Below are 22,624 nucleotides of genomic sequence, written 5' to 3'. Positions count from 1 at the left end.
CATCAGCCTCCTGCGGCTACTGTTTTCGCTGCTTTGGTGATGGCTCGACGAATACGGCGTTTTGTTTCTTTATCTTTGGCCCGCCACGTCACGTAGAAGAATGGCTGCTTTCCCTGACCGGGATTCTTTGTGCCTGGAAACATGCCTTTATTGGCAAATCCTACGGTGCCGAACTCAACCCAGCGCGCGTAGTAAGCTTCTTTGTTGCCTGCATAGATCGTGATCGTCCAATCAGCTGCAAGGCTAGCTTCGACTGTCGCGATCACCATGCTGCCTTTTGGAGCTTTACCCCACGTCCAGCCTATGCTTTCCCGTAGTGCTCCGTCATCTTCAGCAACACGACGTTTCATCATGTCGACGATACCGTCGGCACCTTGCTCCATAGCCCCGCGAACCATGTCGCGAGCGACTTTCGGCAAGCGCTTGAACTTCTGTTCGAGTTTAGCAAGCCCCAGAATACGAGCACCGATAGCCATCAGCCACCGCCCTGCACGACAGCGCGCATTTCGATGTACTGATTAACTTCGTCCGGGTTGGCACATGACTGGATCTCGTAAAGAACACCGGTTCGCTTGTTCCTAGCCCGCCAAGACGGCGTAACGCCCCTTGTTCGCGTTTCGCTTCTGACAACGAGCGTATACGGCTGGATGCCCTGCGTACGGGACGCAATGTCCGTTTCGGAACCTAGGCGTGGCTGTAAACGAGCAGAAGTTTCGAACTTGTCTACCCAATCTTGGCTAGTGCCACCGCCTTCGTCCCGCACCGCTTCACGCTGTTGAAAGACGACGATGTTGTTGAGCGCGCCTGCGCCCTTACGTTTCGCCATCCTTCTCACCTTTTTTCGGGGTTTTCAGACGCATAGCCTTGTTGGCGTTAACGGCAGAATTTGCGCACGGTGTTGTCACAAGGCCGGACCAGCCAGCCTTATAAGCAATCGTGACTTGCGGGAGTGGCTTCCAGTCGAAGTCTTCGGAGAAGCGGACGTGGGGCATTTTTCCCTCCTTCGCTCGACAGCAAAGAACGAGTCTGATCATATGGCGGCAAAGACTGGAGAAGCGCGGTTAGAGCAAAATTCAAACGCCAATCAGCCGCGCGCGTGTATCGATGATTGCAGAACAAAACGAAATTTTTGATGAGTTTCAGATTTCCTTGCTTGTCAGAAAGCATGGATGGTCAAATCTTGTTCTTAGCTTGCCGAACAGCACACATACTTCAGTTGTGACCGACGTATTTTCCGACATCGTCAACAATATTCTTACATGCTGCGAAGCAGTCATCGACAATCATCAACATACTCAGCCGTTTTACGATCGGCCGGGTGGATCAGTCTGGAGATTGAATCCAGATCCAATCATGAGGCATCTTGTGCGCGTCAGGATTTTTGACCTGCCGAACAAAGCAGGTGAATTTTTTGAATCCGATCTAGATGAACCAGTCGTCGATTTGCTCACAAAAAGGAAGCACTTGCTTCTGAACTTCATGATGGAGCTATTGAGAACCAAGCTTCTGTATGCCGATGCATCATTTTACAAAGACCGGCAGGCCTTTCCGCATGATCGTTTTGAGAATGTTTGGAACAAATGGGCAAAAGCCAATATTGGCTGCCCATTCTCTCTGCCGCGCTGACTATTTATTCCCGCCAAACTCGGTACGCCGAGAGCAGCGCTCGAACATGTCTCGGCAAAACTGCGTCTCCGCTGGATGCGGTGTCAGGCTCGCGATTTTCGTAAAGGTCTGCACCGACAAGCAGAATGGCCGCCGAAATAGCGGCATTAATGACGATGCCGTCAGCAAGTGACGGCGTTTGACCCGCCGCTACGACCTCGCGATCGAGGTATTCAGTGACCACATTTTCTGCGGCGACGAGATAAAGCGTCAGCTCGTCGTCTTCGTCGTCGTGAAAAACACGAAGGTGACGCTTGAATACAGTAAGATCAATCAGAGCCATCGCCACCACCTTCAGGTGGTACTTCCGGCTCCGGTTCGGGCTGAGGATTTGGGATAACGACCCCGGCGCCGATGTAGCTGGCTACCCGCCTCTTACGCGTCTTTGTCGATACTGCCATCTAATTTCGCCTTCTGCTTAGGCTTGGTGCCATTCTCTGGCGCGCCGCCGTCCGCTTCCTTAATCACGTCAGTCTTACTGCCCAGCGCGACAAGTCCCTGCGCTTCCAACTGTCGAGCTTCACCAGCTTCAACTTTGAACGGCGGGCTCTTGCGGGTTTTTAGCTCTTTGCCGAGCGCAAAAGTCTTTAGGGCTTTAACTTCTAAAAAATCAGTCATGTTCTCTCCAATCTGGAAAAGGGGAGCCGAAGCTCCCCGTCCCCCATTAAGCGCCTTCGACGTCGCCGGTTACGAACGACTCTGGACGATAGACGGCGAATGCCAGTCGCTCTTCCGCGCGGATCGTGAACATGTTCTTTTCGAAGTCGTCGACGTTCTCGCTCGACAGCAACACTTCGATATCGAGACGATCGAAGATCTGTGCAGCGAAGCTGAACGCACCAGTGAGGAATTCACCTGCAGCCATAGCCTGAGTGGAAACCACTGGCAGGTTCCAGAGAGTTGGCGTCAACGATCCCTGCGGATTGCCGATGATGTAATTCCCGCCAAGATCCTTGGTCAGCTCGATCTTTGCCCAATCGATTGGATTGAGGACAAATGCCGTTGCCGGGTATTCAGCGAGTACGACCTGAAGGATCGCAAGGCGCAGTCGGTCAATGCCGGTTTCATTCTCTGCGGCGAACGCCGGATTGAACGCGGTTGCCTGCGGAACCAGACCATGAATGTTCTGGCCAGTACCAGAGCCATTGAGTAGCTGATTTTCTTCCGCAAAGCGCAGACCGTAACGAGCACGGCCATCGATATAGGAACGAAGAGCCGGAGCATCGTCCAGGATCTGGCGCGAAGCCTTGAACAGATGAGCAATAGTGCGAACCGGCGCAGAAGTCATATCGAACGTCAGGTCCGAATATGGCTTTGCGGTCGTTTCAGCGACAGGAGCCGCATTGTTCGTGTAGCCGGTTTCCTTCACGTACTCGATAGAGCTAGAAGAAGTCTGACCCGGAAGCACGAGATCGCGGATCGTCAGAGTACGCTCTGGCAGACCAAAGATGCCCGGCACGCGTGCGCCCGGAACGAGTGAAGTGCCCTGACTACGACCAGCGCCTACCGTCGTGTTGGCTGAAGTGATTGCAGCACGATCTGCTGTCACCTTGATGGAACCGCGAGACGAACCTGTCAGCATGCCAGCCTTGTAATCGGCAGAGTCGATAACCAGATCGCCCAGCGACTTCTGTTCATTCGCGCCTTCTTCCTTTTCACGCGCAGCACGCTTTTCGAGATCGCCAAGGCGCGTGGTCATGTCGCCGAGTTCAGACAGGGCCTTGTCTGTCTTTTCCTTGAGCTCAGCAGAAACCTCGCCGTTAGCAGCAAGTTTCGACGTAAAGTCTACGGCAAGGTTGCCAACCTGTTCCTTGATGGAGGCAAGCGAAGTACCAAGCTCGCCGATCTTATCGGCAAGTACATTATCAGCCATGTGTGGCTCCTTAATCTTTGAAGAGTGGTGTGTTTGCTTCGGCCAAAAGCCGGTTTAGGGCTGCCAAAGCAGCAGCATCCGTCTCGACGTCAGGAGCCCCCTGACCTTCCTTGAGGTAGAGCCGAGCGGCCCGCTCTGCCTCAGAATTCGATAGGTTTAGAAGACCCTTCAAACCATTCTCGAATTCGCGTTTGGTAATCTGTTCGCCTGTTGCCATTTTCGAGGCAAGAAGCGTGGCTGCATCGGCCTTTGCGGCGTTAGATGCTTTCACTCGGCGCACATATGCTGGCTCGGTTTCGGCGCCAAAGCGTGCCAGTGTCTCGTCAAGCGTTGCGACACGGTCAGCCATACCCAGCTCGATAAGCTTTTCAGAGTAGAAAACTCTGCCCTGACCGAAGTCAGCTTCCACACGGGCTTTTGTGATACCGCGACCATCGGCAACGCTTGTTAGGAAGCGTTCATACGAACGGTTCACGCTTTCCTGAATATACGCCAGTGTTTCCTTGCCAAGCGGCTCGGTTTCGTTGCCTTCGACCTTGTGCTTGCCCGCGGAAATATACGTCCGCTTAACGCCCGCCTTATCCAAAGCTGCCGAAATGTCATCATGCGCGGTGTAGACACCGATCGAACCAGCTCGGCCCGAAGGCGTAACAACGATTTCGTCAGCGGACGATGCCAACCAGTATGCGGCACTTGCGGCAAGACTGTTGACCTGCGCAATGATCGGCTTTTCGCCACCGCGTAGCTTGCGGATCTCGGTGGCCAGCTCGTCGGTACCGGGAACGGAACCGCCCGGGCTATCAACGTCAAGCACGACGGCCTTTACATCGTCATTAGACAGCGCCTTGTGAAGCTGCCGCTTGATGCCGGCATACGAAGTGCCTCCGCTCATCGCAGAAAACATGTCCATACGGTCAGAAAGGACCCCGTAAACGGGAATTACTGCAACCTTACCGTCGGTTTCCGCAATCTCTTTCGCCCGAGCATCAGAAACAGCAGCAGCAAACTCAGACGTCACAAACTTATCACCGGCAGCACGAGCTGCGATAATATCCGCGAGGACTGCCAGTTTTTCGCGCTGAATCGCCCACGGTTCAGCCTCAAAGGCTGTCAAAATGTGTTCGAATTTCATAAAGTATCCTTAAGCAGCGCGCGTGTCCGGCGCGCCATCAAGCGATGGTCCGCCGTTGTGGCCGATGCCGTGCAAAGGTTGCATTGTTCCATTGACGATGAGCTCGTCACCGCCAGGCATTTCAGCCTTGTTTTCATAGGATCGAGCTTCATTCGGCGTATAAATGCCGTTATTGACCATCTTCTGCAGGAAGTCAGCGCGCGCTTGGCTATCGCCTCTCAGCAAGCCTTCCATATTGAACTTCACGACAGTCGTTTTGCGCGTTTTTGCGTCCAGCAAATCGCGATAGACTGCTGATTCAATACTGCGCAGCAAAGGAGTGAGGCAGGTCTTAGTAAACTGCAGGATCAGTTGCTCAATCCCGCTGCCCCACGTCGTCGTCCCGTTCGAAGCATGGCCAATCATAACAGGGGGCACACCAAAGATGCGGCAGATCTGCTCAACGCTAAACTGTCGCGTTTCTAGCATTTGTGCGTCTTGAGGATTGATCGTTAGCTGCTGGTATTTAAGCCCAGCTTCCAAAACAGCAATCTTGCCGGCCTTTTCAGACCCAGCAAACTGGCCAAGAACTTCACCAAGCTGTTTACGCTGTTCTGATTTTAGGATCTGGTCAGATGAAAGAACGCCCGCAACCTGCATGCCGTTGGCAAACATTTTGCCAGCCGTCTTTTCACCCGCAAGTGCGTTGCCGACAGTGTTCCGGACAACGCCAATTGGCGAAAGACCGCGATCACAGCCGGGAATGACCATGCCGCGGACATGAAACATCTTGTCTTCGCTGATACGACGGATTGTGCCTGACTTGCCTTTGGAGGTTTCAGTCACTTCGTAGTATCGATTGTTCCTGTCGTCGCGGCAAACCTTGACTGCGAGAGGATGAAAAGGATTTAAAGCCGTAAGTCGACCGCCGTTCATCTTCTTTTCTGCAAAGAAGTTACCGTCAAGACAAAGGCACATCGCAACCATGGCCCAAAAATCAGACGCGGTGTCGTCGAGATTGGGCATGTCGTGGAGCAGTTCGTACAGAACGTTTTCACGATCGATTGTGACGCCGTCGTCTTTGAACACGTTGCATGGCAGCGTTTTAACGGAGTTCGCTACGAGATTTACGCACGCCCAGACTGCATCAAGCTCAAGTGCTTTTTCGTAAGTGACTGTTTCACCTGAAGTCGTTCCAAGGCCGAAGAAACCTCGCCAGAACTCGCCGTCGGTGAGCTTGATGGGCTTTCCGACCCATCGATCAATGAAGCCCATATTCGCTCCGTCGTTAGTTAGGCGATGACGACCATGTTATTGATAAAGTCATCGAGGTTTTCTTCTGGCTCAATCGGAGTGTCCATCGCAGCACCAATAGCCATCGCCAAAGCTACCGCCGCATCGATACGAACCGAAGCTTTCGTTTTTACAAACCAGCGGTTTTCTTGCGGGTCGTGATCGAACGTGGCGCCCATGAGGGCAGTCATCAACACCGGGTTTCGCCGTAAACGGATGCGCCCGTCGATGATCATATCTTCTAGTGCCAGCACTGAACCCGGCATCCACAAGCCTTGCGGAGATGGCAGGCCAGCGGCTTTAGCGGCTTCGACCTTGGATGGTTCAGGCTTAGCCCTGACCTTACCGCCCTGCGGATGGGCAACGTGGTCGACTTCAATGCCGAGCGCGTCTACCTCTTCGCGAAACTTGTCGTAAGCGTAGCGGTCGTAAGCAATCGCTTTGATTTCGAATTGCTGATCAAGCTGTTGGAGACGCGCTGCAACGAAGTCATATCGGACACGTTTACCAGGCGTAGCATTGAGCCAGCCTTGCTGCACCCATAGTTCATACGGCGCTTTGTCGGCCTGCGCTCTGGCTTGCAGAGTTTCTTGTGGCGTCCAAGCCTCAACCCACGCGTCAAAGGTCGGCAGACTGACGGTATCTCCGTCATCACGTTCCATTTCCATGAAACCCGTAGGAATCACACAGGCAAGAACAGTCATATCCTTACTGCCGGAAAGGTCGACGCCCATGAAAACAGGCTTGTCAGCGTGGTCCTCTTCTGGGTCGAAGTCGTCCATGACGCTTTCGACAGTCTCACGCGGCATCCATGCCTTATCGGCATCGGTCCAGCAGCAAAAGTGCAGGCGCAGGATTCCGTTCAGCTTGCCAGGCATTTGTTTTGCCTGAGCAACAACGCCTGCCAGATATTCGTGCGTCAGAATCACACCGAGAAGTGGATTAGCTTTCTTCCAGCAAGTCGGATCGTTCAGAGGATCATCGCCCTTATCGAGCGCGCAAACCCATGCAAACGTTGTATCATCGATGACTTCACCGACGTAACTAAACACCTCGTCTGGCGTCTGCGTCCCGGCTGCAACCCGTACTGCGTGCTCGTGCTCTTCCCAGCAAATGCTATTCTTGTCGCTGCCAGAGTTCGTAATCATCAAAAGCAGCGGTTGACGACGAAACTTGAAGCCACGCTCAAGCATTTCCATCGTCGATCGGTCAGGATGCTCGTGCACCTCATCGCAAAGCGCGAAGTGTGGACGAGGACCAGAACCCGACTTTCCTGAATCCTTTGAGATCGGACGGAAGAATGACTGCGATTTGTGGTGCGCGATATTGAACTCTCGGCCGATACCGCCGCTGAACTTCACACGCTGCATCAATGCAGGTGCAGCCCGGGCCATTTTCACAGCGTCCTGAAATAGAATCCCTGCCTGTTCTTTCTTGGCAGCGGCGGCATAAATCTGTGCGCCAGCTTCCTTGTCGGCGATCAATCCAAATAGACCGACACCGCCAGCGAATGGAGACTTGCCGTTACCCTTGCCTTCTTCGATGTACGCACGACGAAAACGACGGGAACCGTCTTCACGCTTCCAACCGAACAGCGAACCAAGCTTGAAGGCTTGTGATGCATGTAGCTTAAAGGGCTTGCCTTCAAACTGGCCTTCTGAGAGCTTCAAGCGCTCTTCGAAGAAACGAAACACACGATCCGCTTCCTCGTCATCAAACCAGAGCCCGCGCTCATGACCTGTCGCCAAATCGTCGAAATGACGCTGGCAAGCGTTCCGAACGTGCGGGCCTGCAATCTCAGTGCCGTCAAGGACAGCTTGCGCGTAAGCGCTCACACGCTCCAGCGCAGGCATATCAGTCAAGCAGATCGTCCTTCTCATCGCCGTCGTCGCCAGTCGCAACTTTAGAAGCGTCCGCAGGCGTTGCACCCATCTGGCCAAGCATCTGACGCAGCAAGTTCATCGCTTGCACGCCAACTTCCTGCCCAGCCATGATGCGGCCCTGAATATTGGCTGCCATACCGACCAGAGTGCGGTGCGACTGGTTCAGCCACGGAAGCTCTTTTTCAAACAACTTCCATGCAGCCTTGGCCTTTAGCTCCGGCGTATCCTTCAACCATGCGGGAGGATTGCCGAGCGGGCCATCGGCCTTGACATCGGTGCGGTTTTTGAAGCGCTGTGGGTTTTTCTTATCGCTTGCCTCGACTGCCCCCTTGGCGCGAGGCGTTCTAGGCCTCGCCATGGCATAAATCCTTCACAGGGGTCATATTTTGAATTGTGGATGCGTGCGCTGTGGACCCTCGCCGTTCCGGCGTTTTCGACCTTCGTCGACTTTTTCGTGCCCCCCGGGGGTCAAACCGGCCACCCGTCGGCCCCGAAGGTCACGATGTCCTGACCTCGCTCCAAACGCTGTTTGGTTCTGTCATGGCATGTCTTGCATAGTGACTGGAGGTTGCCTGCATCCCAGAATAGGAACTCGTCGCCCTTATGAGCGATGACGTGATCACAAACCGTCGCTGGTTCGACGTCGCCAACCCGTAAGCAGAACATGCAAAGCGGTTGCTCGGTCAGTTGTCGCTCGCGCATTCGTTGCCAACGGGCAGTCTTATAGAGGCGGAGCCATGTGCGTTGTGTCATAGTGTGAAACCAAACATAGAGATCCGGCAAAAAGCAGGGGACTTATCAATGAGCAGTTTCAATTGACAAATACGTTTAGATCGCGCGCCGATGCTTGCAGGTAATCTATACTCATTCCAAACAAAACGGCCTGAACTGTCGAATTATCGTACGGGCGCAAGGCATAGGTGCTAGGCTTAAATTAGAGCAAAATGACCTGAACGGATATCTGTGCAGGTTTGGAACAATCCGCTCTGAACAAGAAAGTTTCCGTCATGGCAAAAGGCCAAGTACGCAGTAATCGTGAAGTGCGCAAACCGAAGAAGGATAAATCAGCATCTGCTGAGAAGTCTGCAAGCAAAACAGGAGGTGGCTTCACCACCCAAATCAAAGATACCGAGAAGCAAAAGAAATAATTTAAAGCTCTTGCACAATACTGCCGGATACGAACTTGAGGTAGGCGTTTACCGCCTGCCTTTTCTCAAATGAAAACGCCCCGACGAGCCGATTCAAAGGATTTTTTGTGGCCGCATTTCACATCACTCTAAGCTGGATCGCCCCTTTTTATGAGCGCGGACTTAGGTTTGCTTGCTAGTTTGGTGATTATGTATACCATTGTATGATGAAAATTTCGGCGAAGAACGCCTATCAGCTCGTTCTAACTGCCGTGTACGTCGATGGAACCCTTTTAGAACCATTTACGGCTCGTGATTTACGTCGAATTATACCAGGTTGGAATTACACCGATTATTTCGGCTTTCTAGCTTACAACAGTGATTACAACTTACCCTTAGAAGTTGCGCTTTTTATCCGAGTAGAGAGAGGATCTTATTCCCTCAACAACTATTCAGTTCAGACCTTTTGATAATTTTCCCGTAGGTTACGACGAAGCTTTGCCGGTCTCGTTTTGGATGATCTGCAACCGCAAAGGCGATTTCGCGGGCCACGCCCTAGAACAGATCAATTGGTTGCAGGAGCCGGACTTGCACCGGCATTCTTCTGGGTATGAACCAGATGAGATGCTGCTTCTCTATCCTGCTATGAATGGCGGAAGATGTAGGATTTGAACCTACGGGACGTTGCCGCCCGACGAGTTAGCAACCCGCTGCATTAAGCCGCTATGCCAACCTTCCTTTTATTGATCGGCGGGGAGCCCACAGGAATGAGCTCAACCCGCCGTATCCCGTCTGCCGGAGGAGAAACGGCGCCGGGGATTTGAATAGATTGGCAAGCGCAATGCAGGCGTGCACTACCTATGTCTGCGAGCCGTTGACTGCAGGGGATTGCGCTTGCTTGTCAGATTGACGACAGCGCAAGCGACGCATGGCAAAGCCACTGGGGTCGATGTGCTTTCTACTATCGTCGGGTAGTTACCCGAAGCTCAGAGACTGCACCTGACTGCAGCATGTCTTCGGGTCCGTCGCCATTGCGCACGGAACAGTGTGAGGCAACCGCTATGCGGTTGAACCCCTTCACTATACTCTCCGTGAGATCGTATAATCGGAACCTAAGCTGCGTATTTTTTGATTGCTGCTGCCAGATTATCGTTGGCGGCTAACAATTCCCGACGTCCGCGCTTCCGTGCGCCGCGATCACTTCCACCGGGCGACACACTGGTAAAGTTCTTCGCCGTCATTGCAGCGTCAAGGATGTCTCGATCCCTGTCCTTCAAATCTTGTAACGCATCAAACCAGACATTGCGTTCGATCATTGCTGACAGCGTATCTTCCCATGCCTCTCCTCCGCCTCCTGCACATGTTGTCTTTCGCATACCAAGGAAGCTATCAGCTACCTTTGGCGACCCGCACGGCAGGCCTTTCGGATACCGAGTGTATGTGACCTTTGACATGTCTGTGTTCGCGTAAGCTTCAGCGAGCGTCTTTGCTGACTGCTCAGCTGTAAAACTCTGCCCATTGCGACGTTTCTTTGAAGGAATGTAACGGGATGGTTGAGTATCCAGCGTAGCTGCGAAATAGTGATTGCTGTCGACGATGTGCCGTGGATCAGCACTGCCGCCTGACTGCACATCCGTTTTGTCACGACAGCCAAGCATTGAACCGGTCGGCATCCTGATATCTGCCTGGATGACGTCACCATCAATTCCCAGCACGTAACCAACCTCTGTCTGGTTGCCGTCGCTGAAACGCAAACGACCGATACTTACAGTCTGGCCACGGTCGTTTGTTTCCACTTCACCGGTTGCAACACATTCCATGATGGCTTGCACCGATGGTGTGACGAGACGCTTACGCTCGAAACCCATGTCAGCAACTTCTTCAGGATCATTGTCGTTCGCAGCTGGTGTAACAGACCAGTTCGTCTGCATGGGCTCATATTCTTCTTCAGGGCGATTACGGTACGCCATTAGCGCCTTAAGCTGCTCAGATAGCGATCCATGACGGGTTGATTTGGTCATGCTGCTTCCTCGTGTGGTTCTGGTTGGTTTTCGTTCGAAGCTTCCAGCAGCCAGCCTTTAACCAGAATCACTGCCTGCTCTGCTGCATCGTCTTCGGTGACAGCCCTGACGACCACGACGGGAAAGCCAAGAGCTTCAAGTAATGGATGGCGGGTTATCTGACTTGGTTCGAGCTTGGCCTTGCCGACCTTGTTTTCAATCTGCCGCAGTACACCACCGTAGAGATAGATCCGGACGTCTGCTTCTCCCGGCGTCAGTCCTGCCGCTAATGCTTCGGCTCTTGCCTTAAGACCACGCTTAGCTGCGTTCTGATCTCCAGCCAGTGTGAATGTTCCTGGCCTCACGTCTCTCGCTGTGTGAACGTATTCTGGCAATCTGCGTAATGCCCGGACCTGTGCAGCTTGCAGTTCCCATTCCAGAGGCAGGGCTGCTTTTGTAGTCACCTTGCCATCGCGTGTCGTGATGATCGTGCGGACGCCATTAATGCGGACGGTTTGCGTCGTGGCTTTTGTCTTTGCTGCTGGTTTGGTGCCGGCTGTAGATTTGAGCTTGCTTGGTTCGAGCTTGCTGGATGACGCGCCTTTCAGCGCACGTCTTCGTGTCATGGTCTCTCCTCGTGTTCATGGTTCGTCAGCTTGGTGGGCTGACAATTCACATCATGGTGGGAGTGACAGGTCGGTCAAGCGCAACCGGCAAAATTTCAACCAACCTCAAATCAGGTTGTATTTTTCAATCAGGAAATTTTCTAAAAAGTGCGTAGTTCTCAAACGCATAGAACTACGCGCTGCGCGCTTTGTGCGTAAGTTTCTATATAAGAACTCTTACGCACTAAAAGCAGCGTGCTTTTGCGCAAGTCTTTTTAGGTTTTTTGAGACTTACGCAGTATGACTTACGCGTTACCTATGGTTGTATTTTGATTGTGCCATCGAGTTGTATCACAGCGGTTTGAATATTGATTCTGGCACATCAGGTGGAGTTCCAACTCCATTGATTATCGCTTCGTTCATTACCTCGGCGGAACTGCGCACAACTGTTAGAGCGCGCGTCGGACCCATAAGTGTTGCGGAAATCTTTTGAAGCATGAAACGCTCTAAGTCATCTCTCAGGTATACAAATGACTCTAAGTCATAACGGTCTACAAAGTCTGCTCTGTCTGGCAAGGCCACCTTGATTGCTTTGGCTGTATCCTCCTTCTCCTTTACGAGAGTCGGAGGCAAGTCATTCCTCACCATCATTGCTCTAGCAACAACATGAGATGAAATAGACGTATACGCAACATAAGCAGAATATATATCATCAGGGATATAAATCCTATCTATGCTCACTTTTGCCCTCTCATCTTTTTGCAATTTATCAATTCCAGATGATGTCCATATAGTATCAAAAAACAACTTAATTTTATTAGCCTCATCATTTTTCTTATTTAAAATTTCAACTGTTTTACTAAAATTTACCCTAGACATTGTATGCAAAAAGAAATCATATTTCTTATCATACTGCACATCTGCCCACAAATTCTCGCAAGCCAATCTTATGCGTTCATTCAGCAATTCATGCTGCTTAGAAAGCACGGAAAGCGCCCCAGTCCGCAAGGCTGTATGGGAATCCTGCTGAGCTTTAATGCGCCCGTTTAGTTCAGCTAGCTTCACATCAAAACCGTGCTGCAATCTTCCACCAATCCATTTCGCAATAATATCCTTAAACACAAAAGCGACGGCCGCCGGAACGACCATCGCTGTAAGACTAGATAGTACTATCGTCCAAATTATATTCATCTTTAAAGCCCCGCACGATTCACTCGTTTGAGGCTACACTATTATACAGCTCGAACAAACGTCGTGGCCCTACGCTGAACAGGGTCGCGGTCTTCCACCTTCATTAAGAAGCCCTCCGCGAACAGCGCCTTGGTGATCATCCCGACGCGCTTCTTGTCGGCCTCTTCGTCGACGTCCAGCTGCAGCGCATACGCAACTGCACGGCCTACCCAATCCTTGGCCTGTGGCGCCGGCTTATACATGCCACCGTTAACGACACCCCGGATTGCGTCGCGTTCGTCTTCGGTCAGCGTTTCTGCAACTTCCTCGCTTGTCGGCCATGCCCATGACGTCACGACCGGCGCATGGTCTTGAGGCTTGGTCAGTCCCTGCCCATTCCCGAGCGCCACACTTTCCAGCTTGCGCCAGTCAGCCTTGTGCGAAAGCGCCGACAAGTTCGACTTGCCATAGACCACGCTGAAATATGAAAATCGCGCTTCGTGTGTAAGGCCTGCCTCACTGGCTTGCGCTTCCGACATGCGGTTGAGCACACGCACCGAGCGCGCCGCACCGATCAGGGACACAGCACCGCGAGCGTCTTCGACTGTCGCTTCACGATCGCTCACCTTACGCAGATGATGCACGATATCGATTGAGCAGTTCGTCCGGTCAGCGACCTGCGCCCAAAGCTTGGCCACCTTGTCGATTGCGCCGTTGTCGTTTTCATTGACCTGGTGCGTCGACACGAACGGGTCAACAATCATCACGTCAATGCCGAGCTCAGAGATCGTTTCGACGACAGCTTCGACGACTGGCTCCTGAATGCGCACGCCTTTCTTGTCATCGATCGCAATGACCAATTCCTGTTCTCGGCCGCTGTCCAGAAACAGATGTCCATCGATATCAGCTGGCTTCAGATTGAAATGAATGCATGCCGCCATGATGCGGCGCTCAAGTTCGTCGCGCGGATCTTCGGCATTGAAAAGCCAGACCTTTAGACGCTTCGGCGGTTTAGTGCCATTCAGAGCTTTACCCGATGCCATGGCCAATGCCTCGACGATGCTGTTAGCAGTTTTGCCAAGACCGCCCGGCGCGACCGTCACTGAAACATACTTGCGAATGAAGTGCTTACCAAACGCAAACTCGCGCCGTGGAAGCGTCGACGGGTCTTTCCAGACAAAAGGCGTTGCAATGATTGCACGTTTGTTTTCAGTAGTTTGCTCCGCTTCGCTTACAGATAAATCGAAGTCCGCAACTTGCTCGGCAACAACGTCGCTGCGCGCCTCAGCTTTGGCCAGCCCATTGGCGATCATGCGGCTGATATCGACCAGACGTGTGTTGTCGTTGTCATTTTGCGGCACGCTGCGTGGGCTGCGGGCACCAGCAGCAAGGCCGTTGTCGATGGTCTTGACGCAGCGTGGCCAATCGCGGCCCCAGCCTCTGGCTACGTCTTGTAGCAAAGCGCGCGCTTCGGATTCAGCCAGAGCGCCCGCTCCGACGAGGGTGCCCAAACGGAATGCCGCGTCGTTCAGCCGGTTGTTGCGATTGCCCATCGGTTCAAGCGCCAGATCGTCCAGCTCTGATTGAACCGCACGCTCGACATAGCGGTCGTTGATCTTGCCACCGACAGACGGCGCTGCGGTGTACGTGCTTTCATATGAGCGCGGCAGTACCAGTTCCAGCAACCAGTCTGGCGCGTCGACTGGCTCTTGCTCTGATATCCAGCGATAAGGCAGTCCAACCTCCGGCACGCTCCCGGCCGCAATGACATAACCGCCGTCACCGCGCACATCGACGCCTAAGCCAAGCGCGCCGCGGTTGCGAACGCCCTGACGGTGACGAAAGAAATAGTGACGGCCACCGCTCGTGGTTTCCGCTGTTAGCGTCGCTGGCAGCTCGCCATGGCTGGCCTCCAGCGATGCAAGCGTTTCGTCACCGCCGTGTTTCGGATCGATATCAAGAACCCATGCGCCAATCGGCGCACCGGTTGGTACGCCAATCATAGCAGATGGATTGCGGCGCCAGTATTCGCGAACGATGCGCTCATTGAGCGTCGCGCCACGGAACCCGTTGCTTGTGAGGGGGGTCTTGGTGGCGAGGATCTCAATACAACCGTCCTGATCGACATATTCTTCGTCGCGATGGCGGCAGGGAAAGACTGGCCATTGCTGGTGTGCGAACGACAGCGCGACGTCGAGCATTGGGTCAGCATCATTGACCAAAGGTTGCGCTGAATTAACCATAGCTGTACTCATTGTTTTCAATTGATTCGTTCCTTGAAAGGACTCGCATGAGCAGATCGACATTAACGGGTGGACGGTACATCGGTGGACGCTACAAGACATCGAACGGAGTAAACGACACTTGGTCAGTGTTTGATCAGAAAGCTCAAAAGCTAGTCGAAATGGGATCAAGGCAGGCGGTAGGTCTGAACTACCGCGATGCCAAGGAACTTAGCGACCTTCTCAACACGCTCGAGGCAAAGCGTCAGGCTTCCTGACGAGCTGGCACACTTTTCAACGATAATGTAATGCTGATCTTGATGTTTGAATCGGGGGCAGCATGACTTTGGGTTTTATCGTCGGTAGGAAGTACAATCGCCGGAAGGACATCCACGAACACTTTGCCGGCCAGCGGCAGGGCGGCATCATCACTCCGTCCGGCCACAATGTAATCTTCATCATCACCGGCAAAGCTGGAAGCCATTACGGCTATGAAGATCAGCATCTTCCAGATGGTCGTTTTGACTACTATGGCGAGGGCCAGGTCGGCGATATGGAAATGGTACGTGGAAACAAAGCCATTCGCGACCACGCCGCATCAGGCAACGACCTTCTACTTTTCGAGAACCTCGGAAAAGGCAAAGACCTAGTTTTTCGGGGTGGCTTTATCTGTGAAGGCTGGCGATGGGGACAATCACCCGATCGCAACAATGACATGCGTAAAGCGATCATTTTTGAACTCCGAAACTTAGAAAACATTGTTGAAGAGTTAGTCGAGGATGATCAACCCACACCGACAGCCGACCTCGCTGCCATGCGGCTCCTTGCAAAAGAAGCCGCCGGCATCCGCGAGGGTAAGGCATCAATCCGAACGATCTATGAGCGAAGCCGGCATGTTAGAGATTACGTCCTTGCTCGGGCCAACGGTCATTGTGAAGGTTGTGGCTGCGAAGCACCCTTTATACGAGTGAATGGCCAACCGTATCTAGAACCTCATCATATTCGTCGAGTGAGTGATGGCGGCCCTGATGATCCTGCATTCGTGATCGCGCTTTGTCCGACTTGTCATAGGAACGTCCACCATGGTCGAGACGGGGCGGAATATAACGACGTTCTGCTTCGTAGAATGCCATCGATTGAGCCTCCGTCGACGAACTAGGGCGCCTTTCCTAAAACGGAGCCTCCTTTAAAGCTTCCCGCATCCCTCGCCCGCAGCCTTCCCATGCGGCCTTGACCAGCATGCGTGCTTCCAGCTCGTCGCACTCAGCAAGGTCGGTTTTCTGTATGGACTGCAAAAATTCCCCAACCGCCTCAACGCCGGTATCAAGCGCGCGCTGTTCGTACGGATCTAGCCTGCGGCGGGTACGGATATGCTCGGCAATGTCTGCGCATTCCTTGCATAGCCAGCGGATCGGTTCTTTGTGCCCCTGCACGCCGAGCCCTACGGCGTGGCGGGAGCAGATGTGGCATTGATCTGGATGGGTCATGCTGCGTCACCGAAGAGGCTGGGCTGCACAAGCGGTTGGTTGTCGTTCGCCGGTTGCGCTTTCGCGGCAACGACTGGCGTATCTGTAAATTCAACGCAAACGATCTCGCACATTGGAGAGACGCCTTTCCACTGATCGATGAAATAGGCAGTATCGACGCCGCAGCCTGTATCGAAATGCAGACCGGTCAACTCCTGAAACTTAACGGCTTTGCCACTGGTCTGACGTTCATAGCTATTCCGTCCGGAATAATTGAAGCCTGCCGACATTTGGGGGACGATGAACGTGCCGCAGTCTGCTAGGTGGGACGCAATATCAATTACGTGGAATTCGAAATCCTTGCCGCTGTATCTCGGAGAGTTTCTGGTCCGCTTGATGTTTCCGAACGGAGGGTTGCTAATCGCAGTGTCGAAGTGCCCCAGTCCCATATCGAGAACATCAAATACGTCAGCGTGAATCCATTCTGCTTCTGGCAGCAACTTTTTCCCGACCTCAAGATACTCGGCATTACGCTCTACACAGGTAATTTGCGGCCTATTATCGTTGAAACGGCTACGCTGCCAAATTGCGTAAGAGAGCATTCCAATCCCAGCGCACAGGTCAATAATGCGACCGCCGCCAGCATCTATCGCAAAATCAAACGCCATATCGAATGGGGTGAAGAAAGCACCAGCTGCGCCGTTTACGTGGTTCGCGCCCTCGTTCCAGTTGCGATATACGAATTCCTTATCGTCTTCCGACAATCGTTCTTGCTGAAGGAGGGCAACTGCTTGAGAGTGCGCCTTTGCTTGAGCCTTCGTGAGTTTCGCCATTAAGCCACCCTCCCTAGCAAATCCAGATTGTCGTTTGCGGCCAAATACTTCTCAGACTCGTTGCCCCATGAAGACCAACCTGGCCACGCCTGACGCGCGAAGAGTTCGAGATAAGGACCGTCAACCAGCTTCTCGATGCGTCCGTATTGCTCATCTGGTTTGCGGGAATGCTCGCGGCGTGGAGCTTTGATAAGGGAGCGCACGCCTTTCGATAGACGGCGAGGCATACCTCGCTTGAACAGGTGACAGATTTCGACTTCCTGCCGTGTCCAATACCCCATGCCCATGCGGCCTTTGTCCCAGACAAAAGCAACGCTGACGGGCTTAAAGCCCCATGCGGCAGCCACATCGATTGCAGCAGCCTGCAGATGGGAAACGGTCCACATGAACAACAAACAGTTGCGAGCGCAGACCTGTTCGACAGGCAGCGCTTTAATATCGTCGAGCGACATCACGCCGTAAGGCTGGCGACCTCGTGCTGGCGCGACGTCTTTTTTACCATATGTTCTGAAAGACCAAGGCGGGTCCGCAAGGACGCAGCCGAAAGGCCCGCTGGGTAGCGGTGCATGCATTCATTCTCTCCTCGTGTGTGGTAACCCGCCAGTTGGTGGCTGGCGGGGTGTGTGATAGACTTAATTTTTAGTTAGGAGTTGCCATGACTAAAGAATTGAAGACCGCTGATGAATTGGTAGAAATTATCAAATCGAGATTGATCGCGCTGGGTTTCGACGTTGACGTCAGGATTGTGACGCAAGACGATGGTTGGAGCGCTATCCCTGCAATTTCAGCGGCCTCGAGAGAGTTTCTTCACAAATTCGAAGAAGTTCGCGACCATTATCGCGCCCAATACGATCTTAAAGTCTAAAGACCGATACCCTCACCGCGCCACCCTTTCCTCTCGCACATTAAAGCCCGGCACCTGACGCATACCGGCGCGTACGGTTTCCTCGGCCATTGCTTGCACGACAGCTTTGAAACGCTCCGGCGCACGGCCATATGCCCAATCCAAAGCCACGCCTTCATCAACCAGATCGCAATGCCATACAGAGCGAAGGCCAGTGCCAGTCGTTGCCGCCTTGTCTTCACGCTTAGCCCACCGTTCAGCCTGTTTGGCTTCCTTGACCAGTTCTTCGGCCTGCTCGCGAGCTTCCAGATTGCCCGCGCTCGCCTGAATTGCCTCCTGCGCCTCGCGGATTACGCGGTCGGCTTCTTCACGCGCTGCCTTGGCAGCAGCTTCCTTTTCGGCGGCAACCTTATTGCGCCATGGAGTCAGCAGCCCTTGCAGCACTTCCTTGCCGAGCACGACCTTGCCCTTGCCTGACGTCTTGGTGTTGCCGATCAGCTTATTGTAGCGCGCCTGGATTTCAGCTTTCGCATCGTCGTGTGGCTTGGCTTCAGTCTTGCGAGCGGTATCGGCACGGTTGCCAGCATCGTGAAGCTTATCGTGCAACTCAGTCACAGCGTCTGCCAACGCCTGATTGTCGATCTCTTCGCCGTCCGCGAAGTTCTTCGCCTCGTCGAACAGGTCTTCGATTTCCTGCTTGATCTCTTCATACAGGGAAGTCGGCGGGTTGTTGTGGCCTGCCTGCGCTGTGGTTGTGGCGTTGTACGGATCGTATGTTTCAGTGTCAGGATTTTTCATTTGTGCTCCTCGTGTGGTTGGCTGGTGAGGCCGGGTAATGCTCATTGTGGTGGGGTCGTCAGTCGGTGCAATAGGAATCTAAAGTAAATGTAACTTTACTTGCATGCCTTTGATGTTACGTTTGAATTGCGTATTGGCTTCCGGGTGGGGGCGCCGTACGCAGTCGCTCTGACAGCCCTCGCTGCAGGGCGACTTTTTTGGTTGCTGCACTAACAATTTGCAACTGCAACAAACTGTCATTTCCGAATTCAGCGCTCGTACCTATTTAATATCGGCATCCTGTTCGCAGGACGGCACCCGTATCGCGCGACCCAAGCCCCCCGCCCAAGCGCGATACGGGCCTTTTCTGAAGAAGAACGCTGGGCCATTCATGTACTCATAAGAACAAATCAAATACCACTAACCTTGTGGGATTATGTATTTATCGGTACTTGTTGCTTTACTAAATCAATACTGCTAAACGATCGTCGTCGGGGAGGACAAGACCGCCTGCGCGCGCTTCTGCGCTGCCGGGCGGTTTTCCATTTTTAGGGCCATGCATATGCTGCATAACTGATGTGCATCATCGCCCATTGTAATCATCATACCAGCTACCTATCTTCGGGTTGTTCAGTCTCACTCCTCCTCCCAGAGGCTGAACTCGAAGCGCGGCACTCCTCCTCCCAGTCGCGCTTTCCAGATCAGCCCGTTGCACACTCCTCCTCCCAGTGCAGCGGGCTTTCTTGTTTTTGGGGCTTGCTTCAGAACGGAATCTCGTCGTCCAGCATCTCCGAAAGGCCTACCGACACATTGTCGTTCGCAGACTCCGGAACGTTGTCGTTATCGGCCGCGGTTCCTGCCCTTACGTCTTTCACATTCCAGTATTTGCCATTCGGAACGACGCTGATTTCGTCGGTGGTGAGCAACTCACGCTGACGTTCGAGCCATTCCATCACCGTCTTTGGAAACGGCCGCTGGCCTCCGTGTTGTGTCCACCATCGATGCGCCTTGGTTTGTGCGAAACCGGTATGCTGAGGGCAAAGCCATTCATTGATCTGCGTATAGCCCGCGATGTAGCTGCACTTGACCGACGGTGGCTTGTCGCCCTTACCTTCGTGAAAGTGAAACGTCCTTCCGGTTACCTTGCGCCATTCTGCTTCGGCAGTGCTGATGATAGGTGCATCCGTTGCGCGCTCTTGAAGCTTAGGTGTATCATCAATTTCAAATTCATGGCCGCAGCACCAACATCTACGCAAAGACGCATGCAGCTGCTCCTCGCAGCCAGGACAGATTTTTATCGGTGCGGTTCCATCGCCCTTGGTTGGTTTGTGCGGCTCAATCATATCGACTGGTCCGTGCTCGGAAATGTTACCAGCGAAGTCCATGTATCTGCAATTTGGCTTCAGATAGCCCGCAATCGCTGCTTTACGCTCATCTGCTGTCGCCGCTTCTGGATCAAATCGAGGTGGATATATGATGCGCGTACCGCGTCCCACTCGCTGAACGTAACGGCTAGCCGATTTCGTGCGAGCCATATCCACGATCAAGTCAATTCGCGGCACGTTCGTCCCAGTCGACATTACGTTGTCGTTGCTGACGCCCCAGATTTCGCCGTTCTTCAGAGCGTTAATGATATCTCGCCGCTCGCCGCGAGGCGTCTTGCCATGTAACACTTCGCATGTCCGTCCCGCCTGCCGAATGATATCCCTGACGTTGGTGGCGTGCTCAACACCGGCACAAAAGAAAAGGCTCGTGCGGCGGTGTCCTTCAGTGTCGAAAACCTCTTCAATAATGCGACGGTTGAGATCGTCACGATCCACAGCTTTCTGTAGTGCCCCCTTTGCAAGGTCATTACCCCGCATCGGCACATGAGACGTATCCTGTTTGGTTTCTGTCGGCTTCGATGTGATGGGGGTCAAATAGCCATCGTCAATTCCCTCGCGAATGCCGTAGGTGTAAACAGTTTTGTCGAAAAGGCGATCCTCTCCTTCATCCAATCGTCCGCTATCTAGGCGATACGGAGTTGCAGAGAGGCCGACGATCTTCATTTCAGGATTGATCGCTAGTAGAGCGTCAATGAACTGTCGATACATTGTGTTGGCGTCGTTCGGCACCAGATGCACTTCGTCGATGCCAAGAACGTCGACGTGACCGATCTGGCTGGCCTTGTCGTAGACCGTCTGGAGTTGAGCGAACAGGATTTGTGCACGCGCACTTCGTTGCCCCAGCGCTGATGCATAAAGGCCAGCAGGTGCAAATGGAGCGATACCGAGCAATTCTTTGAAATTGCCTTCGACTAATTCCACGACATGGGTAACACAACAGAGACGCATGTCTGGCCAGCCGGTGATTAACTCCTGAAATAACGTGGCTAGCGTCATCGACTTACCAGTGCCTGTGGCCATATCAACCAAAGGATGGCCCGCTTCTTCCTTCCAGTAGTCAAAAACGGCATCAACAGCTTCGCGCTGATAGTATCGAAGTGCCATGTTGTTGTAATTCCTTCCAAATCTTTGCGACAGCGGCGGGCACTTGTGCAGCCATTTCTTTTGGCATGTGCATCATGTGGCATTCGGGTTCGGGCCAGCCTGTCGCCCAAGAAAGAGCAAGATAAGCCTCTCCCCGTGATAGCGATTTAGTTTTCCAAAGGCGGTCAAAGACATCGTGCGCTTGTCGACGGGCCGCGTGGGTCTCAGCATTAGCGAGAGGCTTATTTCCCCATGACCAAAGCCCACAACAGTCATGGCGGATACCGAAACGGGTTTCACTACGCGTTGCTCTCTCGTCACAAAGTGGGCAAATTGGTCGTGCCTTTTTACTCACGCCGCCTTCCTTCCCTCACCATCAACCCAAACCTCTCCCGACTTCATGCGATAAGTGATCGTTTCTGCGTCCTCATCGACATCGATCTGCTCACCATTCACCATGCCCGGCAGATACAAGTGCGCTGGGCACCCGTCACGCTGTTCATCGATCGACAAAGGCTTTGCCCATCGTGCGCATGAGATATGGCAATCGCCGCCGCTCTCAGGCTGAGCATGAAGGCATGTGCGGCAGTTCACGCGCGGCTGTGCCTCATGATGGCAGACAGCTTTGTGCTTGCAGAACATGCATCCAAAGAACTCCGGGTTTTCGCTAATTCTGCTCGGCGGTATGTCCGAAAACACGATGCGTTCGCAGCGCGCTACCAATCGCAGGCAGAATTCCAGATCGTATTCGATGCGCTCTGAATAGAGACTGTCGCTGTCCTTGCACGAGACGAGATAAAGACACCGGCTTAAACCGAAGGCATGCATTCCAAGCTGACACTGCGCATAGTGCAACGGCTTTGCTTTCTGGCAGCCGTCCTTAACAATCAGCGCGAAGCCCTTGGCATTGCTCGATTTAAACTCTAGTAGGTGCTCTGTCTTCGACGCCTCCGGCACATTCATTGCCTTACCGTCGCACTTGCCGCGCACAAAGCCCGACACAAGCCGGATCTTGTCTTGCTGCCCGTAAACGTCGACGCCGATGCGCTCGAGATCAGCGACCAGCCGGTCTTCCTCGATGTTGCCCGTTTCAAACAAGCGCAGCTGGCGGCCGCTGTGCACCTCGTGGGCGGAAGCCCACCTGAAGCCATACCAAAGCGCCCTGTCGCATTCTGCGCCCGCCTCGCCCACGCTGATGCCCCACGAGTCCCAGGATTTTGCCTGGGCCTCGTAAGCAGCGTAGATCGCGCCGACTGTTGTCGATTGTGGTTTGGGGAGTGGAGCCAT

General features: G+C 53.4%; 27 protein-coding genes and 2 tRNA genes. 5 read left to right on the top strand and 24 right to left on the bottom strand.

The features are described from left to right. Positions 1–2: 2 nt before the first annotated feature. From RT142_RS05755 to RT142_RS05745, 3 genes are read right to left on the bottom strand one after another with little or no spacing between them, the layout of a single operon-like run. Positions 3–476 (bottom strand): HK97-gp10 family putative phage morphogenesis protein, encoded by a 474-nt coding sequence (locus RT142_RS05755; RefSeq protein ID WP_313027881.1) that lies wholly within the window; start codon positions 474–476, stop codon positions 3–5. After that, positions 476–826, bottom strand: coding sequence for a phage head closure protein (locus RT142_RS05750; RefSeq protein WP_313027880.1), 351 nt, complete (start codon positions 824–826; stop codon positions 476–478). The genes RT142_RS05755 and RT142_RS05750 overlap by 1 nt, the downstream gene beginning before the upstream one ends. Beyond that, a complete protein-coding gene (locus RT142_RS05745; RefSeq protein WP_313027878.1) occupies positions 813–992 on the bottom strand; it encodes a hypothetical protein in 180 nt (59 codons plus the stop codon). The genes RT142_RS05750 and RT142_RS05745 overlap by 14 nt, the downstream gene beginning before the upstream one ends. Before the next feature lie 112 nt (positions 993–1,104). Here RT142_RS05745 and RT142_RS05740 point away from each other — a divergent pair, with 112 nt between their 5' ends. After that, a complete protein-coding gene (locus RT142_RS05740) occupies positions 1,105–1,626 on the top strand; it encodes a hypothetical protein (protein WP_313027876.1) in 522 nt (173 codons plus the stop codon). Between the two features lie 4 nt (positions 1,627–1,630). Here the strand turns inward: RT142_RS05740 and RT142_RS05735 are convergent, their stop codons facing one another. The 8 genes from RT142_RS05735 to RT142_RS05700 form a co-directional block, all read right to left on the bottom strand. After that, entirely contained in the window at positions 1,631–1,948 is a 318-nt protein-coding gene (locus RT142_RS05735; RefSeq protein WP_313027875.1) for a head-tail connector protein, read from the bottom strand. 92 nt (positions 1,949–2,040) lie between these two features. Continuing rightward, complete coding sequence (locus RT142_RS05730) at positions 2,041–2,283, bottom strand: hypothetical protein (protein ID WP_231194915.1); 243 nt, start codon at positions 2,281–2,283, stop codon at positions 2,041–2,043. 46 nt (positions 2,284–2,329) lie between these two features. Continuing rightward, entirely contained in the window at positions 2,330–3,538 is a 1,209-nt protein-coding gene (locus RT142_RS05725; protein WP_094544629.1) for a phage major capsid protein, read from the bottom strand. Between the two features lie 10 nt (positions 3,539–3,548). Continuing rightward, a complete protein-coding gene (locus tag RT142_RS05720) occupies positions 3,549–4,670 on the bottom strand; it encodes a S49 family peptidase (RefSeq protein WP_313027873.1) in 1,122 nt (373 codons plus the stop codon). 9 nt (positions 4,671–4,679) lie between these two features. Beyond that, on the bottom strand, positions 4,680–5,924 hold the full coding sequence (locus RT142_RS05715) for a phage portal protein (RefSeq protein ID WP_313027872.1): 1,245 nt from the start codon (positions 5,922–5,924) through the stop codon (positions 4,680–4,682). Positions 5,925–5,941: 17 nt separating this feature from the next. Beyond that, on the bottom strand, positions 5,942–7,795 hold the full coding sequence (locus RT142_RS05710) for a terminase TerL endonuclease subunit (RefSeq protein WP_313028020.1): 1,854 nt from the start codon (positions 7,793–7,795) through the stop codon (positions 5,942–5,944). A 1-nt stretch (position 7,796) separates the two neighbouring features. Continuing rightward, positions 7,797–8,183, bottom strand: coding sequence for a hypothetical protein (locus RT142_RS05705; RefSeq protein WP_313027870.1), 387 nt, complete (start codon positions 8,181–8,183; stop codon positions 7,797–7,799). Positions 8,184–8,293: 110 nt separating this feature from the next. After that, positions 8,294–8,578 (bottom strand): HNH endonuclease, encoded by a 285-nt coding sequence (locus tag RT142_RS05700; RefSeq protein ID WP_237854244.1) that lies wholly within the window; start codon positions 8,576–8,578, stop codon positions 8,294–8,296. A 254-nt stretch (positions 8,579–8,832) separates the two neighbouring features. Between RT142_RS05700 and RT142_RS05695 the strand changes: the two genes are divergently transcribed. Continuing rightward, complete coding sequence (locus tag RT142_RS05695; protein ID WP_170289491.1) at positions 8,833–8,973, top strand: hypothetical protein; 141 nt, start codon at positions 8,833–8,835, stop codon at positions 8,971–8,973. Between the two features lie 549 nt (positions 8,974–9,522). On the opposite strand, the gene RT142_RS05685 is transcribed toward RT142_RS05695, so the two are convergent. The 6 genes from RT142_RS05685 to RT142_RS05660 all read right to left on the bottom strand — a co-directional run bounded on the left by RT142_RS05685 (position 9,523) and on the right by RT142_RS05660 (position 14,970). Further along, positions 9,523–9,597: transfer RNA gene (locus RT142_RS05685), tRNA-Met, on the bottom strand. Between the two features lie 5 nt (positions 9,598–9,602). Next, positions 9,603–9,690, bottom strand: a tRNA-Ser gene (locus tag RT142_RS05680). A 374-nt stretch (positions 9,691–10,064) separates the two neighbouring features. Continuing rightward, a complete protein-coding gene (locus RT142_RS05675; RefSeq protein ID WP_313027868.1) occupies positions 10,065–10,973 on the bottom strand; it encodes a hypothetical protein in 909 nt (302 codons plus the stop codon). Next, positions 10,970–11,578, bottom strand: coding sequence for a VRR-NUC domain-containing protein (locus RT142_RS05670; protein ID WP_313027866.1), 609 nt, complete (start codon positions 11,576–11,578; stop codon positions 10,970–10,972). The genes RT142_RS05675 and RT142_RS05670 overlap by 4 nt, the downstream gene beginning before the upstream one ends. 330 nt (positions 11,579–11,908) lie before the next feature. After that, entirely contained in the window at positions 11,909–12,748 is an 840-nt protein-coding gene (locus tag RT142_RS05665) for a hypothetical protein (RefSeq protein ID WP_313027865.1), read from the bottom strand. Positions 12,749–12,789: 41 nt separating this feature from the next. Then, the gene (locus RT142_RS05660; protein ID WP_313027863.1) at positions 12,790–14,970 is read right to left on the bottom strand and encodes a bifunctional DNA primase/polymerase; all 2,181 of its coding nucleotides are present in this window, start codon (positions 14,968–14,970) and stop codon (positions 12,790–12,792) included. Positions 14,971–15,017: 47 nt separating this feature from the next. Here RT142_RS05660 and RT142_RS05655 point away from each other — a divergent pair, with 47 nt between their 5' ends. Next, the gene (locus RT142_RS05655) at positions 15,018–15,227 is read left to right on the top strand and encodes a hypothetical protein (RefSeq protein WP_024898821.1); all 210 of its coding nucleotides are present in this window, start codon (positions 15,018–15,020) and stop codon (positions 15,225–15,227) included. Between the two features lie 62 nt (positions 15,228–15,289). Next, a complete protein-coding gene (locus RT142_RS05650) occupies positions 15,290–16,108 on the top strand; it encodes an HNH endonuclease (protein WP_313027860.1) in 819 nt (272 codons plus the stop codon). A 10-nt stretch (positions 16,109–16,118) separates the two neighbouring features. On the opposite strand, the gene RT142_RS05645 is transcribed toward RT142_RS05650, so the two are convergent. From RT142_RS05645 to RT142_RS05635, 3 genes are read right to left on the bottom strand one after another with little or no spacing between them, the layout of a single operon-like run. Then, positions 16,119–16,436 (bottom strand): DUF6511 domain-containing protein, encoded by a 318-nt coding sequence (locus tag RT142_RS05645; protein WP_313027859.1) that lies wholly within the window; start codon positions 16,434–16,436, stop codon positions 16,119–16,121. Further along, positions 16,433–17,248 carry a methyltransferase gene (locus RT142_RS05640; RefSeq protein WP_313027857.1) on the bottom strand — a complete coding sequence of 272 codons (816 nt, stop codon included), beginning with the start codon at positions 17,246–17,248 and terminating at the stop codon, positions 16,433–16,435. The genes RT142_RS05645 and RT142_RS05640 overlap by 4 nt, the downstream gene beginning before the upstream one ends. Then, positions 17,248–17,820 carry an MT-A70 family methyltransferase gene (locus RT142_RS05635; RefSeq protein WP_313027856.1) on the bottom strand — a complete coding sequence of 191 codons (573 nt, stop codon included), beginning with the start codon at positions 17,818–17,820 and terminating at the stop codon, positions 17,248–17,250. The genes RT142_RS05640 and RT142_RS05635 overlap by 1 nt, the downstream gene beginning before the upstream one ends. Before the next feature lie 83 nt (positions 17,821–17,903). Here RT142_RS05635 and RT142_RS05630 point away from each other — a divergent pair, with 83 nt between their 5' ends. Beyond that, positions 17,904–18,113 (top strand): hypothetical protein, encoded by a 210-nt coding sequence (locus RT142_RS05630; protein WP_094544614.1) that lies wholly within the window; start codon positions 17,904–17,906, stop codon positions 18,111–18,113. A 12-nt stretch (positions 18,114–18,125) separates the two neighbouring features. Here RT142_RS05630 and RT142_RS05625 read toward each other — a convergent pair whose 3' ends face one another. The 4 genes from RT142_RS05625 to RT142_RS05615 all read right to left on the bottom strand — a co-directional run bounded on the left by RT142_RS05625 (position 18,126) and on the right by RT142_RS05615 (position 22,624). Then, the gene (locus RT142_RS05625) at positions 18,126–18,890 is read right to left on the bottom strand and encodes a hypothetical protein (protein ID WP_313027853.1); all 765 of its coding nucleotides are present in this window, start codon (positions 18,888–18,890) and stop codon (positions 18,126–18,128) included. Positions 18,891–19,630: 740 nt separating this feature from the next. Continuing rightward, complete coding sequence (locus RT142_RS05620) at positions 19,631–21,358, bottom strand: DEAD/DEAH box helicase family protein (RefSeq protein ID WP_313027851.1); 1,728 nt, start codon at positions 21,356–21,358, stop codon at positions 19,631–19,633. Further along, on the bottom strand, positions 21,324–21,692 hold the full coding sequence (locus RT142_RS24350; protein WP_409558567.1) for a zinc-finger-containing protein: 369 nt from the start codon (positions 21,690–21,692) through the stop codon (positions 21,324–21,326). Before RT142_RS24350 ends, RT142_RS05620 begins: the two co-directional genes overlap by 35 nt. Beyond that, positions 21,689–22,624 carry an oxidoreductase gene (locus RT142_RS05615; protein ID WP_313027850.1) on the bottom strand — a complete coding sequence of 312 codons (936 nt, stop codon included), beginning with the start codon at positions 22,622–22,624 and terminating at the stop codon, positions 21,689–21,691. Before RT142_RS05615 ends, RT142_RS24350 begins: the two co-directional genes overlap by 4 nt.

Origin of the sequence: Brucella sp., from assembly GCF_032066345.1 — a bacterium.
In the GTDB taxonomy this organism is placed as follows: Bacteria; Pseudomonadota; Alphaproteobacteria; order Rhizobiales; family Rhizobiaceae; genus Brucella; species Brucella pseudogrignonensis.
Note: the sequence above shows the minus strand (reverse complement) of the source record. Positions and strands in the feature narration are given on the sequence as shown.